We start from the raw sequence: 14,840 nt of genomic DNA on the forward strand, positions 1-14,840 counted from the left end.
CTGATGAACAGGTCGAAACCCACCACGCGCGGATCATCGCAGGCTCAGAGCGCGCACTGGCCGAGTCCGCGCGACCACGGTGATAGTGGCGGCCAGGAAAACCAGCTGCATGATCGTCCTGGGGACGAGTTGGTCCTCGAACGCCGAGGATTGATGTGCGAGCGCGGCGTGCACGTTGGCCGGAAATATCGCTACGAGCAGCGCCGTCAACCCGATCGCGCTCCAGTAGGCGGTCTGTCGATGCCACAGGAGTCCCACGACACCGAGTAGTTCCAGCACGCCCGTGATCGTGACCAGCATTCCTGGCGCCGGCAGTCCAGGCGGGACCATCGCGATCAGTTCCTGCCGCATACCGACGAAATGGGCCGAGCCCGTCGCGGTGAACATCGCGGCCAGGCCACCGCGCAGGGCATCGACCGGGTGCTGCAAGCGTCCGATGCCGCACCTGCGGGCGACGATCAGGACCAGGGTGACGGTGATGAGGATGACCAGAGGAGCCATTGCGACCCTTTCTCGAATCTTTTCAATGGAAAGATTGCGCCTCGGGGGTAATCTTGTCAAGAGAAAGATCCGAGATACGATGGCCTGCATGACGACTGATCGGCGGCCCTATCACCACGGCGACCTGCGCCGCGCCCTCCTCGACGCCGCAGCAACGGCCATCGTCGAGAACGGCGCGAGCTCCATCAGCCTTCGCGACATAGCTCGCCGTGCCGGCGTCTCCCACGCCGCGCCGGTACACCACTTCGGAGACAAGACCGGACTATTGACCGCGCTCGCGACCGAGGGCTTCGAACTACTGGCAGGCGACCTCCACGCCGCGAGCAAGCAGGGCGGGTTGGTCGATCTGGGTGTCTGCTATGTGCGATTCGCCATCGAGCACCGTGCGCACTTCGAGGTCATGTTTCGCCCCGACCTCTACAACACGGACGACCCGGGGCTGGCATCCGCGGGAGAACGCGCATTCACGTCACTGACCGAGGGCATCGGCGACCTGGGCGCACTGAGCGATTCAGGCGCTTCGGCGGTGCTTGCCGCGTGGTCGCTGGTCCACGGATTCGCGGCGCTGTGGAACGCGGGAATACTACCAACGGAATTGGTCACCGATCCCGTCGACGGCGCACGAGCGATCGCCGAGATACTCACGCGGACAAACGATCCGGCCGAAACCACGCAGAGCACGGCCGATCCGTCACGACCCTAGGAGATCCCGCGGCGGGACACGACCATCACGAAAGCGGCTGGGCCTCCGTTCACGGGAGTGCACGTAGAGCCGCCGGGATGCGCTCGGTAATGCGATCACGGGCGTGCGGGCAGTCGTCGAAGGCGTCCGGGCACTGCATGGCGTGCTCGATGAGTTCCTTCGTCGCTTGAGCGTGGGCAATGCGCCGATCGAGCTCAATGATGTGTGTGCGCAACAATTCCGGCTGAGCCATCGGGTCCGGAGTGGACAGCAGCGTCTGCACCTGGCGTATGCCGAAACCCGCCTCACGAGCCAACAGGATGAGGGCAACTCTGCGGACATCCTCCGGGCCGTAGCATCGCCGGCTCTCACGGCGACGGGGCCGCAACAATCCCTCACTCTCCCAGTACCGCAACACATGCGACGGCAACCCGAACGCCGCGGACACCTGACCGACGGTCAGCTCGCTTGACTTCATGTGCACATTAACCTGCATCGTGGGCGGCATGCGCAAGACCGCAACGGCGGCGGTAGGCCGCGACATCGAATTTCGTTGGACCACCGGGCATGTGGTGGCACTGGCTGCGCTGTGTACCGCACAGCTGTTGGAGGCCCTGGACATCACGGTGGTCAACATCGCCCTCCCTACCCTGCAACGTGACCTGGGCTTTTCGGAACATATGTTGCAGTGGGTGATCACCGCGTACACGGTCTGCTTCGGCGGTTTCCTGCTGCTCGGTGGCCGTACCGGCGATCGATACGGCCACCGCCGGGTGTTCGTCGCCGGTACGGCGGTGTTCGGGCTCGCCTCGCTGGCCTGTGCCATTGCTCCCGACGCGGGCCTGCTGGTCGGATTCCGCGGCGTGCAGGGCGTCGCGGCCGGATTCGTCGCTCCGATGACCCTGGCGCTGCTCGCCATGCTGTTCCCCGAGGGAAGGGCGAGAACGGTCGCCTTCACCACCTGGGGCATTACTACCGCGGTGAGCGGGTCACTGGGCTTCGTCGCCGGCGGGCTGCTGGTCGACGGTCCGGGCTGGCGGTGGATCTTTGCGATCAACCCGGTGATATGTATCGCGGCGATCGTGGCCGTGCTGCGATTCGTTCCGAGGGACAAACCGGGACGCCGTGGGACCTTCGACCTGCTCGGTGCGCTCTCGTCGACCACTGCGGTGGCGCTGCTCGTCTACGGGATCGCCCAGATCGGTGCGGTCGCGTGGTATTCGCCCGCTGTCGTGATTCCGCTGGCCGCCACGGTCGCTCTTCTGCTCTTCTTCTTTGTGCACGAGGCCAGGACCACAGCGCAGCCGTTGATCCCTCCGGCGTTGTGGCGCATCCGTCCGGTCCGAGCCGCCAACCTCGTGCAGATGTTCATCTCCGGCGGCATCTACGCGCTGTTCTATCTGGTATCGCTGGAACTGCAGCAACTGCTGGGACGTGACGCGACTCAGGCCGGGTTGGCGTTGGTGCCCTTCAGCGCGTTGCTGATCGTCTGCGCGGGAGCCGGCCCACTACTGGTGCGGTACATCGGTTTTCGCGGCAGCATCACGATAGGCGCGGCGATCGGCGCGGCCGGTCTGCTGCTACTGGCGCACACGGTAACCGATTCCGGTACGGCAACGGCGGTGGTCCTACCGTCGCTCGTGGTCGCTTTCGGATTCGCGTTGACATTCGTACCGGTCACGGTGGCCGCGGTAACCGGAGTGCCGGCCGACGGACAAGGCGTGGCGTCCGGACTTGTGAACGTCACCCGCACCATCGGCGGTGCCCTCGGTTTGGCGGTGATCGCGGCGATCTCCTCCGACCGCACCACTCACCTGCTCCACAGCGGCCAGGCCCACACCCAGGCACTGGCGGCCGGTTACCGCACCGGCTTCGAAGTCGCGGCCGCAGTACTCCTGCTGGCAGTTGTCTCCGCACTCGTGTTGTTTCGCGACGAAGGGCGCGGGACCCGAATCACGATGACTGCCATGACCGGCGCAGACCAAGAAGGCTGACCGACACTCGATTACGGTCGGTACTTGATCCGACACGGCTTGAAAGGCACCACGCGATGAGCACGAACGAACCACACCGCCCCGACGCGGCTTCCCCGAGCGCGACCACGGGAACGCCTCGCAGCAGCGAAAACATCGAGCGAATCGAGGTCTCGAGACTCATCCCCGCGCCCGCCGAGGCCATCTTCGCGGTGCTGACCGACCCGCAGGGCCACGTGGATATCGACGCGTCGGGCATGCTCATGGACGCCGAAGGGAAACCGGTCGAGCAGGCCGGTGATCGCTTCGTGGTCCACATGGACCGGGAGGCCCTGGGCGACTTTCCGCTGGGCAAGTACGACGTCGAGGTCGTCATCACCAAGCTGGTTCCCGGCCGGGAGATCGCGTGGACGGTCGAGGGGCAGATCCGCCCGTTCGTCCGCCATATCTACGGCTATCGGCTCGAGCCGACCGCGGACGGCACCCTCATCACCTCGTACTACGACTGGTCCGAGCTCGACGAGGCATGGAAGGAGCGACTCACCTTCCCCGTCGTCCCCGAGTCCGCACTGAAGGCGACCCTCGGCATCCTCGAGCGCACGGTCCGCCGCCGCACCACCGACTGAGCAGGGCCCGACAGGATTCGCCTGTGGGTCAAGACCTCTCGGCGTCCAGCGGATTGCCGTTCCCGACCGAAGCAGCGGTCCGCTGGTCATCTCCCGCTCGTCCGCCCCCGATGCCGGGCGAAGAACCGCTCGACCATCCGGCCAGCCTCATCCTCTGGTCAGAGCGAATCTCGAGTACCAGCCGACTCGTGCCTGAATCCGCATGCGAGTGAACAGAAGTCGTGCTTCAGTGCGACTCGACCGGTCCACAGCGAGTGCATGAGCCCTGAACCGAGGCGAAATCGCCGGTCAGAGGTGACTGAAGTAGGGTGCCTGCACATGAGTGATGATCTGGTTGGGAAGAGTGCGCTGGTTACCGGGGCCAGTCGCGGGATCGGGTTTGCGGTGGCGGCGGAGTTGCTGTCGCGGGGGGCGAATGTGGTGGTGACGGCGCGGAAGGCGGAGCCGTTGGAGGAGGCTGCGGAGCAGTTGCGGGGGCTGGGGCACGCCGGGAAGGTTGTTGCGGTGGCGGGGAATTCGGGGGATGCGGGGGCTCGGGCCGAGCAGGTGGCGGCGGCTGTGGCGCAGTTCGGGTCGTTGGATGTGTTGATCAACAACACTGGGATCAATCCGGTTTACGGGTTTCTCATGGAGGCCGATCTGGAGGCTGTGCGCAAGATCTTCGACGTCAATGTTGTTGCGGCGCTGGGGTATGTGCAGGAGGCTTACAAGGCGTGGATGGGTGAGCACGGGGGTGCGGTCGTCAATGTGGCGAGCGTGGCCGGGCTGCGCTCTACTGGTGTGATCGCGGCTTATGGGGCGTCGAAGGCGGCGCTGATTCGGCTGACCGAGGAGTTGGCCTGGCAGTTGGGGCCGAGGATTCGGGTGAATGCGGTGGCGCCGGGCGTGGTGAAGACCAAGTTCGCGGATGCGCTCTACTCGGCGGATGAGGATGCGACGGCGGCTACTTATCCGATGAAGCGGCTGGGGTCGCCGGAGGATGTCGCTTCGCTCATCGGGTTTCTCGCGTCGAGTGAGTCGTCGTGGATCACCGGCACTACCGTGCGTGTGGATGGCGGGCTGCTTGCCACGGGCGGGATTTGATCAAGCGTCTGCGAAAAGTTGCGCCCGGCATCGGTATTCGATGCCGGGCACGAACCGCAGGGACCTGATCAGCGCCAGATCAGAGCGGCGAGGGTGTCGCTGTGGCGGTACTTGAGGTACTTCTCGACGGTCGGGACGTCGACCGCGTTGGTGGCGGTTCCCACGGTGACGACCAGGAACTTGCCCTGACTGCCGTCCTTCCATTTACCGGTCGCGAAGTCGGCGATGACGCTGTCGGAGGGCAGGTTCAGGTCGTCATCGGTGAACTGGCCATCGGCGCCGGACGCCGAATCCGAGTCGCGCATGCCGAGCACGAGCTGGGTGAGCAGGACCGCGCCGCCCTCGGTGCGCCACGTCAGTACGGAGGCGGTCTGGCAGCCGAGGCTGGTCAGCTTGCCGGCCTTCTCGATGGGCGCGCAGGTGTCGTAGTCGTGGCCTCCCACCCACGAGGCGGACAGCTGCACATTGCCGAGTTTGAAGTTCCAGTCCTGGCCGTATTCGGTGTAACTGAAACGGCCGCCGGCCGCTGCCGGGGGCTTGGAGGAGGTGGTGGGGGCCGTGGTCGGCGCGACGGATGAGCTCGACGTCGTGGTGGTCGCCGTGGTCTTGGTGGTGCTGCTCGCGGTATTGCTGCTGTCGTCCTTGGTGACGAACACGATCGCGCCGACGGCGACGGCGAGCACCGCGACTATGCCCAGCACGATGCCGACGATCAGTCCGGTCTTGGACTTGGGTGGCTGCGGCGGCGGGAAGCCCTGCTGCGGGAATCCCGGCTGCTGCGGATAGCCCTGCTGGTAGCCCGCCTGCTGCGGGTAGCCCTGCGACCCGGTCCAGGCCGGTTGGCCGGCCTGTGGCTGCTGCCAGCCGGATTGGTCGACCGGTTGGCCGGTCCACGTCGGCTGTTGCTGCTGCCCGTAGTCGGGTTGTGCCTGGGTCGGATGATCCCACCAGGCCGCGTCCTGCGGCTGCTGCCCGTGGGCATTCGGATCACCACCGAATCCGGGACCCGACGGCGGTCCGGGTGGATACGTCATCTGCCTACCTTTCGCGGCGTGCCGGACCCCTCCCGGCACGACTCTCGTTACCGAAGCGTATGACGGTTGCTGCACATGATCCAATCACGGGCATGACCGACGATCTGCTCGTTTGCGGCGCGGGCCCGGCCGGGCGTGCCCTGGCTCATCGTGCGCTTGCCAAGGGACTATCGGTCACGATCATCGAACCGCAACCGCAGCGCCCGTGGATCGCCACGTACGCGGCCTGGGCGGATGAGCTTCCGGCGTGGCTGGCGCCGGAGACCATCGCCGCCGCGGTCGATCGTCCGGTGGCCTGGGGAACCCGGCGCGCCGAGTTCGATCGGCGTTATGTCGTGTTCGATACGGCCGTGCTGCGGGATTCGCTGGACCTTTCCGGGGCGCGGATCGTGCGGGACCGGGTGATCGAGATCGTCAGGCCGACGCGTTGGGGTACGGCCGGGCACGATCTGCCCTCGGTGCGGCTGGCTTCGGGCCAGATGCTGCCCGCCGGGCGGGTCGTCGACGCGCGCGGTGTGGGCCGCTCCCCCGAGCTGGCCGAGCAGACCGCGTTCGGGGTGATGGTCGAGCGGGAGCGGTGGGCCGAGGCGGACACGCTGTTCATGGATTGGCGTGACGATAACGGCGCGGAACCGTATGAGCCGCGGTCGTTCCTGTACGCCGTGCCATTGGACGACGATACGGTCCTCTTGGAGGAGACCTGTCTGGCCGGTCGCCCGGCGTTGGACATCCGGACGTTACAGGACCGGCTCGCGCACCGATTGCGTTCGCGCGGAATCGGATTCAGCGGTTCGGAACGCATCGAGCGGGTCCGGTTCCCGGTGCACGGTGGCCGTCCGGGGCGTGGAACCTTCGGTGCGGCCGGGGCATTCATGCATCCCGCCACCGGATACAGCGTGGCCACCGCGCTCGGCGCCGCGGACGCGACCGTGCACGGCGACCCGGTCTGGACTCCGCAGGCCCGGGCGGTCCAGCTGCTGCGACTGGCCGGGTTGCGGGCCCTGCTGGCGCTGCCGCCGCAGGACCTGCCGGTGTTCTTCGATGCGTTCTTCGACCTGTCCCCCACCGCCCAACGCGCCTATCTGTCTGGACGCGAGGATCTGACCGGCACCGCGGCGGCCATGTCGAGACTGTTCGCCGCATTGCCGTGGCGGATGCGACGCACGCTGGCACAGGCCGTCGCGATTCCTCGGAAATCGTTGTAGGTAAATGGATTCCAAGATCAGCGGTCGGGCAGCCATGGCGGCGGCGTGCCGCGCGGCAGCTCGGGGCCGATGGCGACCAGGCTGCCGGGGCGCCGCCCTCGGCCCCAGCCGATCTCGGCCCGGTAGCGCCCGATCTGCTCGGGCGGGATCGCTCCGGCATCCGCGAGCGGGGTGGATTGGGGAGCGACATAGAGGGCGTCGACCGGGCAGTACGCCTCGCACATGAAGCAGGTCTGGCAATCGGATTGCCTTGCGATGAGCGGGATTCCGGAGTCGGTGCGGTCGAAGACATCGGTAGGACAGACGTCCACGCATTTGTCGCAGCCGATGCACGCCTCGGTGAGTACGAGTTCGATCATCAGGCCACCACCGGGGTTCGGGACGCGGCCGGTGTGGTCGCCGTCCAGACCTCGCCGAGCCCGCCGGAGACGATGTGATGGTGTTGCCAGGGGTCGAGTGCGGGGTGATCGGATCGTTTACTCATGCCGCGACTTTCGGTGCGCGCCAACGCCGATCGGTACATGAGCCGGCCGACCGCGGTGATGGCGGCGGCCTCGCGGGCCCGCACCCGTTCGGGTCCGCTGCGACCGTACAGCCCACCGGTCACGCGGGCCCACAATGCGTCGAGTTCACGGGCGGCGGCGCCGACCCGATCACCGTGGCGTAGAAAGTTCTTCTCGAACGGGAGCAGTTCGCGCTGAGCGGTGTCGACCACTTCGGCCGCGCCGACCGAGGCCGAGTTCTCGGGGCGAATTCCGGCGCGACCCGCAGCGCGCAGCGTCCGGGTGTCCGGCCATGGCGTGTGCAGGGAGAACAGCGCGGCACCGCGCCCGGCCCAGCTGCCGGAGGACATGGCCCAGGCCGCATTGTGGCTGCCGCCGCCGGTGAAGCCGCCGCAGATGCGTTCCCGGGTGGCGGCGTCGCCCGCCGCGTACAAGCCCGGAACCGTTGTCGCGCAATCATCGTCGACAATGTCGATGCCACCGGTACCACGCACGGTCCCCTCGGCGAGCAGGTCCACCTCGAAGCGATCAGTGAACGGGTCGATACCGCGACGGTCGAACTGCAGGAAGAAGTTCGGCTGCCCGCGCCGCATCTGGGCGCGCACCTGCGCATCGGCACGGTCGAGTTGCGCGAACACCTTCTCCGACAACAGGGTTTGCGCGATGACCGATCGCCCCTTGGCCGAGCCCGCGCCCTCCACCACCCGCCCGTCCTCGTGGAAGAAGGTCGCGTAGCTGTAGTAGGCGGTCTTGGTGATGGTCGACCCCTTGGGGACGATGCCGTACGCATTGGAGAATTCCATGCCGGAGAATCGCGCCCCGACTTCGGCGGCCATGAGTGCGCCGTCGCCGGTGTCGACATTGGTACCCAGCGCCCGCGACAGGAACGCACAGCCCCCGGTCGCGACCACCACGGCCCCGGCCGCGATCCGATAATCACGGTCCTCGCGCCGCTGATAACCGGCGGCCCCGCGCACCACGCCGTCCGCGTCCACGAGCAGTTCCAGCGCGGGCGAGTGATCGAGTACCCGAACACCGATTCGCTTGACCCAGGCCCGCATTCGCCGCATGTACTCCGGCCCTTGCACCCCGGTGCGCAGTTGCGCACCGCTCTCGGGATCCGCCGGGAAGGGGTATCGGCCTTCCACCGCAAGGCGATTCATGTTCGTGTAGGTCTGATCGAGTACCCGGTCCATCCAGTAGTGGTCGGCGAGGTATCCGCCGAGGGCCTCGCGGCTGGCTTTGGCCTTGGCGCGGGCTTCGTGCTCGGGTGCGACGTACCAGACTCCGGTGCCGGAAGGTGCTGTGGCGCCGCTGGTTCCGCAATACCCCTTGTCGACGAGGGTGACTTCGGCGCCCGCTTCCCGGGCGTGGATGGCGGCCCAACAAGCGGCGGGACCGCCGCCGATCACCAGGACGTCGGTACTGCTCTGCCATGGTTCGCTCATGCCACGGTCCTCACATGCGAAGTTGTGCCGGAACCGTAAGCCGCGCACGGGTCGCCCCTGAATGTTTCCGATCAGCAGGATCTTGACTACCAGGGGCAAGTCTCCGGGTGGAGGACCCGCATTTCACCTGCTACGGTTATGACAACGATTTTCAGTTTCAAGATCTGATGAGGGATGTAAGATGTCTGGGCTTTACGGCAAACGTGTGTTGACGGCGGCGATGTGCGCGGCCGCGCTGGCGGTGGTGGCCACCGCGTGCAGCACGTCGTCGAATTCTTCGTCGGGCTCCACCACCAGCGCGGGCAAGATCGAGGTCGTCGCGACGATCAACGCGTGGGGCAGCATCGCGGCCCAGCTCGGCGGCGACAAGATCCACGAGACCAGCATCATCACCAACCCCGACACCGACCCGCACGATTACGAGCCCTCCCCGGCCGACGCGCGCACCGTGGCCGGCGCAAAGGTGGTGATCGCCAATGGAATCGGTTACGACGCCTGGGCGGACAAGCTGCTGTCGGCCAACCCGGCCCAGGGTCGCCTGGAGCTGAATGTCGGCAAGCTGGTCGATGTGCCCGATGGCGGCAATCCGCACCAGTGGTACTCCCCCGCCTCGGTCGCCAAGGTGGTCGACGCGATCATCGCCGACTACAAGCAGGCCGATCCGGCCGACTCGGCCTACTTCGACCAGCAGCGCACCAACTTCAACACGGTGACCCTGGGCAAGTACAACAGCCTGATCGCCGATATCAAGACCAAGTACGCGGGTACTCCGGTCGGGGCGAGCGAGTCGATCTTCGCGCCGCTCTCGGATGCCTTGGGGCTCAATCTGATCACGCCGCCGGAGTTCCTGAAGGCGATCAGTGAGGGCACCGACCCGTCGGCCGCCGACAAGTCCACCATCGACAAGCAGATCGCCACCAAGGCGCTGAAGGTCTACGTCTTCAACAGCCAGAACAGCACCCCCGACGTGCAGGCGCAGGTCGACGCGTCCAAGAAGCAGGGCATTCCGGTCAGCACCGTCACCGAGACGCTGGCTCCGGCCGATGCCACCTTCCAGGACTGGCAGTCCGGCCAGCTGCAGGCCCTGGAAGACGCGCTACACCAGGCGACCGGCAAGTAGCCATGACCGAGATGAAGGCGCGGGCCGCGATGACTACGGACATCGCGGCCCCGCCGCTCGTTTCCGCTCCCGCCTCCGTGGTTCGCATGAGGGGCGCCGCGGCGGTAGTGGGCGGTAAACAGGTGTGGTCGGGAGTCTCGCTCGATATCGAGCCGGGACAGCTGGTGGCGGTGCTCGGACCCAATGGGGCCGGAAAGTCCACGCTGCTCAATACGATTCTGGGGCTGACCCCCGCCACGGGCGAGATCGAGGTGCTCGGCGGGCCGCCCGGACGCAATCGCTCCGGGATCGGGTATCTGCCGCAGCGGCGCGCCTTCGATGCGAGCGTACGCATCCGCGGCATCGATATCGTGCGGCTGGGCCTCGACGGCGCCCGCTGGGGCACGCCGATTCCGGGACTGTCGAGAATCATTGCGCCACAACGCCATGCCGAACAGCAGCGCCGCCTGCACGAGGTGATCGACCTGGTCGGCGCGAGCGCTTATGCGCGCCGACCGATCGGGCAGTGCTCGGGCGGTGAACAGCAGCGGCTGCTCATCGCGCAGGCGCTGATCCGGCGCCCGCGGCTGCTACTGCTCGACGAGCCGCTGGACAGCCTGGACGTGCCGAGCCAGGCGGGCATCAGCGCGCTCATCCGCGATGTGTGCCGGCGCGAGAACGTGGCGGTCATGATGGTCGCCCACGATGTGAATCCGATTCTGCCGTACCTGGATCGGCTGGTGTACGTCGCGCGCGGCACCGCCCTGACCGGGACGCCGGACGAGGTCATCACCGGGGAGAAACTCACCGCACTGTACGGGATTCCGATCGAGGTCCTGAAGGACAGCACCGGGCGGCTCATCGTGGTGGGCCAGCCGGATGTCGCGGCCGGGCACGCGGTACCGAATCCGATTGCGAGGCAGGACCGATGAATCCGGTCGCGACCTGGAATCTGGTGCAGGATCTGCGCGGGATGCTGGCGTACCCGTTCATGGTCAATGCCGTGCGGGCGGGCTCGATCGTGGCGGTGGTGGCCGGGGCGGTGGGCTGGATGATGGTGTTGCGGCGGGAGAGCTTCGCCGGGCACACACTGGCCACCGTCGGGTTTCCCGGTGCGGCAGCGGCGGTCTGGCTCGGCGTGGCCGCCGGGTACGGGTATTTCATCGCGTGTATCGGTGCGGCGCTGGTCATTGCGGCGATACCGCGAGCCGTGCGTTCGCGGGGCGGCGGTGAACAATCCGCCGTGATCGGCACCGTGCAGGCATTCGCGCTGGCGTGCGGAATGTTGTTCGTCAGCCTCTATCACGGCTTCCTGTCCGGGCTGACGAATCTGCTGTTCGGCACCATTGCCGGGATCACCCAGCAGCAGGTCGTGATCCTGCTCGTGGCCGCGGTGCCGTGCCTGGTGCTGTTGTTCGTGCTGGGCCGCCCGCTGATGTGGGCGTCGCTGGATCCCGGAACGGCTGCGGCGCATGGAGTTCCGGTGCGGCTGGTGTCGGCCGGGTTCTTGGTGCTGCTGGGTATCGCGGCGGCCGGGACCAGTCAGGTGACGGGCAGCCTGCTGGTGTTCGCGCTGCTGGTGGCGCCGGCCGCGGCGGCGCATCAGTTGACCGGTCATCCCGGTCTCGGCATCACACTGTCGGTTGTCATCGCGCTCGCAGCCACCTGGGCGGGCATGGGATTCGCGTTCTATACGCCGTATCCTATCGGATTCTGGGTCAGCAGCTTCGCTTTCGCGGCCTACGTGCTCTGCGTGGCCACGCGGAAACTCCTGGATCGGCGCGCACACCGCGCGGTGCGGCCGGGCCGCCTGGCTCAAGGGGTGCCCGCATGAACGCGATCACGACGATGCTCGCGCATCCTTTCATCGCGCATGCGCTGTTCGCCGGGACGGCCGTGGCCGTATTGTGCGGGCTGACCGGGTATTTCGTGGTGCAGCGTGGTGAGGTGTTCGCCGGAGACGCCCTCGGCCATGTCGGCTATACCGGGGCGATGGCGGCCCTGGCCGCCGGAATCAATCCGCGCGCAGGGCTTTTCGCCGCCGCCGTGATCGCGGGCCTGGCGCTGGGTATGGGTGGGTCTCGCGGGGGCTCCGATGACGTCGCGATCGGATCGTTCTTCTCGTGGGTGCTCGGGCTGGGTGTGCTGTTTCTGGCCTACTACACCACGCATCGCAGCGGCGGGAACGGCAGCGCCAATGTGAACATCCTGTTCGGCAGCATTTTCGGGATCAGCGCGTCCGCCGCCACGACGGCCGCGTACATCGCCGTCGGTGCGGTCATATTGCTCTTGGTCATAGCGCGGCCACTGCTTTTTGCATCCATCGATCCGGCGGTCGCACGGGCCGCAGGGGTGCCCGTGCGAGTGCTGGGTGCGGTGTTCCTCGGACTGGTGGGCCTGACCGTCGCCGAGGCCACGCCGCTGGTCGGCACGATCGTCGTGCTGGGACTGCTGGCGGCTCCGCCGGCGGCGGCCGCCCGGCTGACCAATCGGCCCTGGCGGGCGTTCTGGCTGTCGGCGGGGCTGGCCGTGTTCGCGGTGTGGGCCGGGATCATCGCGTCCTACGAAATTCCCTCCGCGCCTGCCAGTTTCACCATCATGTCGGTGGCCGCGGGCTGCTATCTCGCCGCCGCCGTTTTAGACGGAATCCGCCGGTTTCGAGCCCGAACCCATGTCATCGCGGGAATGACTGCCGTCTGACGACCGCCCGGATCAGGGTGTGCCGGGCGAGTTCTGGAAACGGAGGGCGTAGCGGACGGCGTCGGCGCGGGAGTGGAAGCCGGCCTTGGCGAACAGATTGTTGATGTGGGTTTTCACGGTGGCCTCGCTGATCACCAAGTGGGCGGCGATCTCCGGATTGCGCAGGCCCTCGCCGATCAGTTGCAGGATCTCGCGCTCGCGCGCGGTCAGCGAGATCTGCGGGTCGTCGGGCGGCGCGGCCGACGGCTGGCGGGATGCGAGGCTCAGCAGTCGCTGTTGGACCGCCGGAGCGAGGACGGTCTGGCCCTGGGCGGCGGTCCGGACCGCCTGCAGAATGGTGGCGCGGTCGGCTTCCTTGGTGAGGTAGCCGCTCGCGCCCGCCTGCAGTGCGGCCAGGATCGAGGCGTCGTCCTCGAAGGTGGTGAGCACGAGAATCGCTGTAGCGGGGTTGGTTTCCCGGATGCGCCTGGTCGCCTCGACGCCGTCGAGGACCGGCATATTGAGGTCCATGAGCAACACGTCGGGCCGATGGGTGGCGGCGAGTTCGGTGGCTTCCTCGCCATTGGTGGCGGTGGCGACGACTTCGATATCGGGATCGAGGTCAAGCATGATCGCCAGCGCCTCCCGCACCGTCGCCTGATCATCGGCCACACCCAGCCTGATGGTGTTCACGCAGGTATCTCCACTTCCACCGTCCAGCCGGAACCCGCTTCCGGTCCGGCGCGCAGCACTCCGCCCAGCAGAGCGACCCGTTCACGCATGCCGGCCAGGCCCATACCGGTGCCGTCGGCGTGCCCGGTGCCGGTGTGCGTTGCGGGTCCGTTCACGACCGTCAGCGTAGTGTGCCCGTCGGCGTAGACGAGGCGGACCGAGACGGCCGCGCCCGGTGCGTGTTTGGCCGCATTGGTCAGTGCCTCCTGGGCGACGCGGATCAGGGTGTGGGTCGCGTCGGGTGGCAGCGGCCGCTCCTCACCGAGGATCTCGCAGTCGGCCGCGAACGTTGTGGCCATGTGGCGCACGGTATCCGGCAGCGGCTGGCTGTCCTCGCGCAGCGCGTGCACCGCACGGCGGGTTTCGCCGATGCTGTCCACGGCGAGGGCGCGGGCGCGGCGGACGGCGGCGTTCGCCTCCTCGGCGCGGCCGCTCTCCTGAAGCGCGTCGGCCATATCGAGTTGCAGGGCGATACCCGACAGCGAATGCCCGAGGACATCGTGGATTTCGCGGGCGATGCGGCCGCGTTCGATGAGTGCCGCCTCACGGGCTTCGGAGGCGGCCGCGCGCCGCTCTTGTTCGACGGCGCGTTGCGCGTTGTACAGCGAGGACAGGCGATCTCGGTTGGACAGGCCGATCCAGAGCGGCAGGCCGACGGTCAGCGCCGCCCACCACGGCCACTGGCCGTGCGGGCCCACGGCCTGTCCGACCAGCCAGGTGGCCGCGGCCGCGGTAACGGTTCCGGCGATCACGATCGTGAGGGCGGCGCGCCGGGAGGAGAGTTTCTCGCCCGCCGCGGCGGCCGCGATATAGGGGAACAGTGCGCCCGCCGTGGTGTCGTGGATCAGCGGAAGCAGCACGGCCGATGACATCATGAAGACGCTCATCAGGACGATCTGCCGGCGCAGCGGTACCCGGCTCCACGGGAAGATCGCCGCCACCGCCGCGGCCGAGGTGAGGACGTACAGCGGTATCGCCCAGCCGGGGTAGACGATGTGCGACGACGGCCATTGGATGGCCGTGCCCACGATGGCCGCCAGCGCCATCAGCGGACGGACCAAGGCGTCGCGGAGTCGTTCCGGACGTTCCGCGTCCCATTCGGGTTCGCTCATCTGCAGTGCCTCCCTCCGAAGCGCATTCGAAGACTACGTCGCCGCCGCGCCGGATTCGTACGGCCCGCGGTGGAGATCCGGGTGGAGACCGCCTCCACCCGGAAATACGGTGTTCGGCGCATGACCCGCTCCTGCCGCGAAAGTAATGTTTCCAATGCCCGGC

The 14,840-nt window shown here is 67.3% G+C and carries 16 protein-coding genes; 9 read left to right on the forward strand and 7 right to left on the reverse strand.

Annotated elements, in window-relative coordinates; genetic code table 11:
- Positions 1 to 33: 33 nt before the first annotated feature.
- Positions 34 to 501: a DoxX family protein gene (locus ACIP5Y_RS28610; protein ID WP_400354640.1), complete on the reverse strand. Its 468-nt coding sequence runs from the start codon at positions 499 to 501 to the stop codon at positions 34 to 36.
- Positions 502 to 589: 88 nt separating this feature from the next.
- Between ACIP5Y_RS28610 and ACIP5Y_RS28615 the strand changes: the two genes are divergently transcribed.
- Positions 590 to 1,204 (forward strand): TetR/AcrR family transcriptional regulator, encoded by a 615-nt coding sequence (locus tag ACIP5Y_RS28615; protein ID WP_400354642.1) that lies wholly within the window; start codon positions 590 to 592, stop codon positions 1,202 to 1,204.
- A gap of 49 nt (positions 1,205 to 1,253) precedes the next feature.
- Here the strand turns inward: ACIP5Y_RS28615 and ACIP5Y_RS28620 are convergent, their stop codons facing one another.
- Positions 1,254 to 1,661 (reverse strand): MerR family transcriptional regulator, encoded by a 408-nt coding sequence (locus ACIP5Y_RS28620; protein WP_400354643.1) that lies wholly within the window; start codon positions 1,659 to 1,661, stop codon positions 1,254 to 1,256.
- Between the two features lie 28 nt (positions 1,662 to 1,689).
- Between ACIP5Y_RS28620 and ACIP5Y_RS28625 the strand changes: the two genes are divergently transcribed.
- The 3 genes from ACIP5Y_RS28625 to ACIP5Y_RS28635 all read left to right on the forward strand — a co-directional run bounded on the left by ACIP5Y_RS28625 (position 1,690) and on the right by ACIP5Y_RS28635 (position 4,865).
- A complete protein-coding gene (locus ACIP5Y_RS28625; RefSeq protein ID WP_400354645.1) occupies positions 1,690 to 3,177 on the forward strand; it encodes a DHA2 family efflux MFS transporter permease subunit in 1,488 nt (495 codons plus the stop codon).
- A gap of 56 nt (positions 3,178 to 3,233) precedes the next feature.
- Positions 3,234 to 3,782 carry an SRPBCC family protein gene (locus ACIP5Y_RS28630; RefSeq protein ID WP_400354647.1) on the forward strand — a complete coding sequence of 183 codons (549 nt, stop codon included), beginning with the start codon at positions 3,234 to 3,236 and terminating at the stop codon, positions 3,780 to 3,782.
- A 318-nt stretch (positions 3,783 to 4,100) separates the two neighbouring features.
- A complete protein-coding gene (locus ACIP5Y_RS28635) occupies positions 4,101 to 4,865 on the forward strand; it encodes an SDR family oxidoreductase (protein WP_400354649.1) in 765 nt (254 codons plus the stop codon).
- A gap of 68 nt (positions 4,866 to 4,933) precedes the next feature.
- On the opposite strand, the gene ACIP5Y_RS28640 is transcribed toward ACIP5Y_RS28635, so the two are convergent.
- Positions 4,934 to 5,899, reverse strand: coding sequence for a hypothetical protein (locus tag ACIP5Y_RS28640; protein WP_400354651.1), 966 nt, complete (start codon positions 5,897 to 5,899; stop codon positions 4,934 to 4,936).
- A gap of 92 nt (positions 5,900 to 5,991) precedes the next feature.
- Between ACIP5Y_RS28640 and ACIP5Y_RS28645 the strand changes: the two genes are divergently transcribed.
- The gene (locus tag ACIP5Y_RS28645) at positions 5,992 to 7,104 is read left to right on the forward strand and encodes a lycopene cyclase family protein (protein WP_400354653.1); all 1,113 of its coding nucleotides are present in this window, start codon (positions 5,992 to 5,994) and stop codon (positions 7,102 to 7,104) included.
- 17 nt (positions 7,105 to 7,121) lie between these two features.
- On the opposite strand, the gene ACIP5Y_RS28650 is transcribed toward ACIP5Y_RS28645, so the two are convergent.
- Entirely contained in the window at positions 7,122 to 7,463 is a 342-nt protein-coding gene (locus ACIP5Y_RS28650) for a 4Fe-4S binding protein (RefSeq protein ID WP_400354655.1), read from the reverse strand.
- Positions 7,463 to 9,055 carry an FAD-dependent oxidoreductase gene (locus ACIP5Y_RS28655; RefSeq protein ID WP_400354657.1) on the reverse strand — a complete coding sequence of 531 codons (1,593 nt, stop codon included), beginning with the start codon at positions 9,053 to 9,055 and terminating at the stop codon, positions 7,463 to 7,465. Before ACIP5Y_RS28655 ends, ACIP5Y_RS28650 begins: the two co-directional genes overlap by 1 nt.
- A gap of 181 nt (positions 9,056 to 9,236) precedes the next feature.
- On the opposite strand from ACIP5Y_RS28655, the gene ACIP5Y_RS28660 reads away from it, so the two are divergent.
- Genes ACIP5Y_RS28660 through ACIP5Y_RS28675 form a run of 4 tightly spaced genes read left to right on the forward strand, consistent with a single transcriptional unit; the run spans position 9,237 to position 12,854 of the window.
- Positions 9,237 to 10,175 (forward strand): metal ABC transporter solute-binding protein, Zn/Mn family, encoded by a 939-nt coding sequence (locus ACIP5Y_RS28660; RefSeq protein ID WP_400354658.1) that lies wholly within the window; start codon positions 9,237 to 9,239, stop codon positions 10,173 to 10,175.
- 2 nt (positions 10,176 to 10,177) lie between these two features.
- Positions 10,178 to 11,086, forward strand: coding sequence for a metal ABC transporter ATP-binding protein (locus ACIP5Y_RS28665; protein ID WP_400354660.1), 909 nt, complete (start codon positions 10,178 to 10,180; stop codon positions 11,084 to 11,086).
- Positions 11,083 to 11,988, forward strand: coding sequence for a metal ABC transporter permease (locus ACIP5Y_RS28670; protein WP_400354662.1), 906 nt, complete (start codon positions 11,083 to 11,085; stop codon positions 11,986 to 11,988). The genes ACIP5Y_RS28665 and ACIP5Y_RS28670 overlap by 4 nt, the downstream gene beginning before the upstream one ends.
- Positions 11,985 to 12,854 carry a metal ABC transporter permease gene (locus ACIP5Y_RS28675; RefSeq protein ID WP_400354664.1) on the forward strand — a complete coding sequence of 290 codons (870 nt, stop codon included), beginning with the start codon at positions 11,985 to 11,987 and terminating at the stop codon, positions 12,852 to 12,854. The genes ACIP5Y_RS28670 and ACIP5Y_RS28675 overlap by 4 nt, the downstream gene beginning before the upstream one ends.
- A gap of 12 nt (positions 12,855 to 12,866) precedes the next feature.
- On the opposite strand, the gene ACIP5Y_RS28680 is transcribed toward ACIP5Y_RS28675, so the two are convergent.
- The gene (locus tag ACIP5Y_RS28680; RefSeq protein WP_400354666.1) at positions 12,867 to 13,526 is read right to left on the reverse strand and encodes a response regulator; all 660 of its coding nucleotides are present in this window, start codon (positions 13,524 to 13,526) and stop codon (positions 12,867 to 12,869) included.
- Positions 13,523 to 14,677 carry a sensor histidine kinase gene (locus ACIP5Y_RS28685; protein WP_400354667.1) on the reverse strand — a complete coding sequence of 385 codons (1,155 nt, stop codon included), beginning with the start codon at positions 14,675 to 14,677 and terminating at the stop codon, positions 13,523 to 13,525. Before ACIP5Y_RS28685 ends, ACIP5Y_RS28680 begins: the two co-directional genes overlap by 4 nt.
- Positions 14,678 to 14,840 lie beyond the last annotated feature (163 nt).

Origin of the sequence: Nocardia sp. NPDC088792 (assembly GCF_044750615.1) — a bacterium.
GTDB lineage: Bacteria > Actinomycetota > Actinomycetes > Mycobacteriales > Mycobacteriaceae > Nocardia.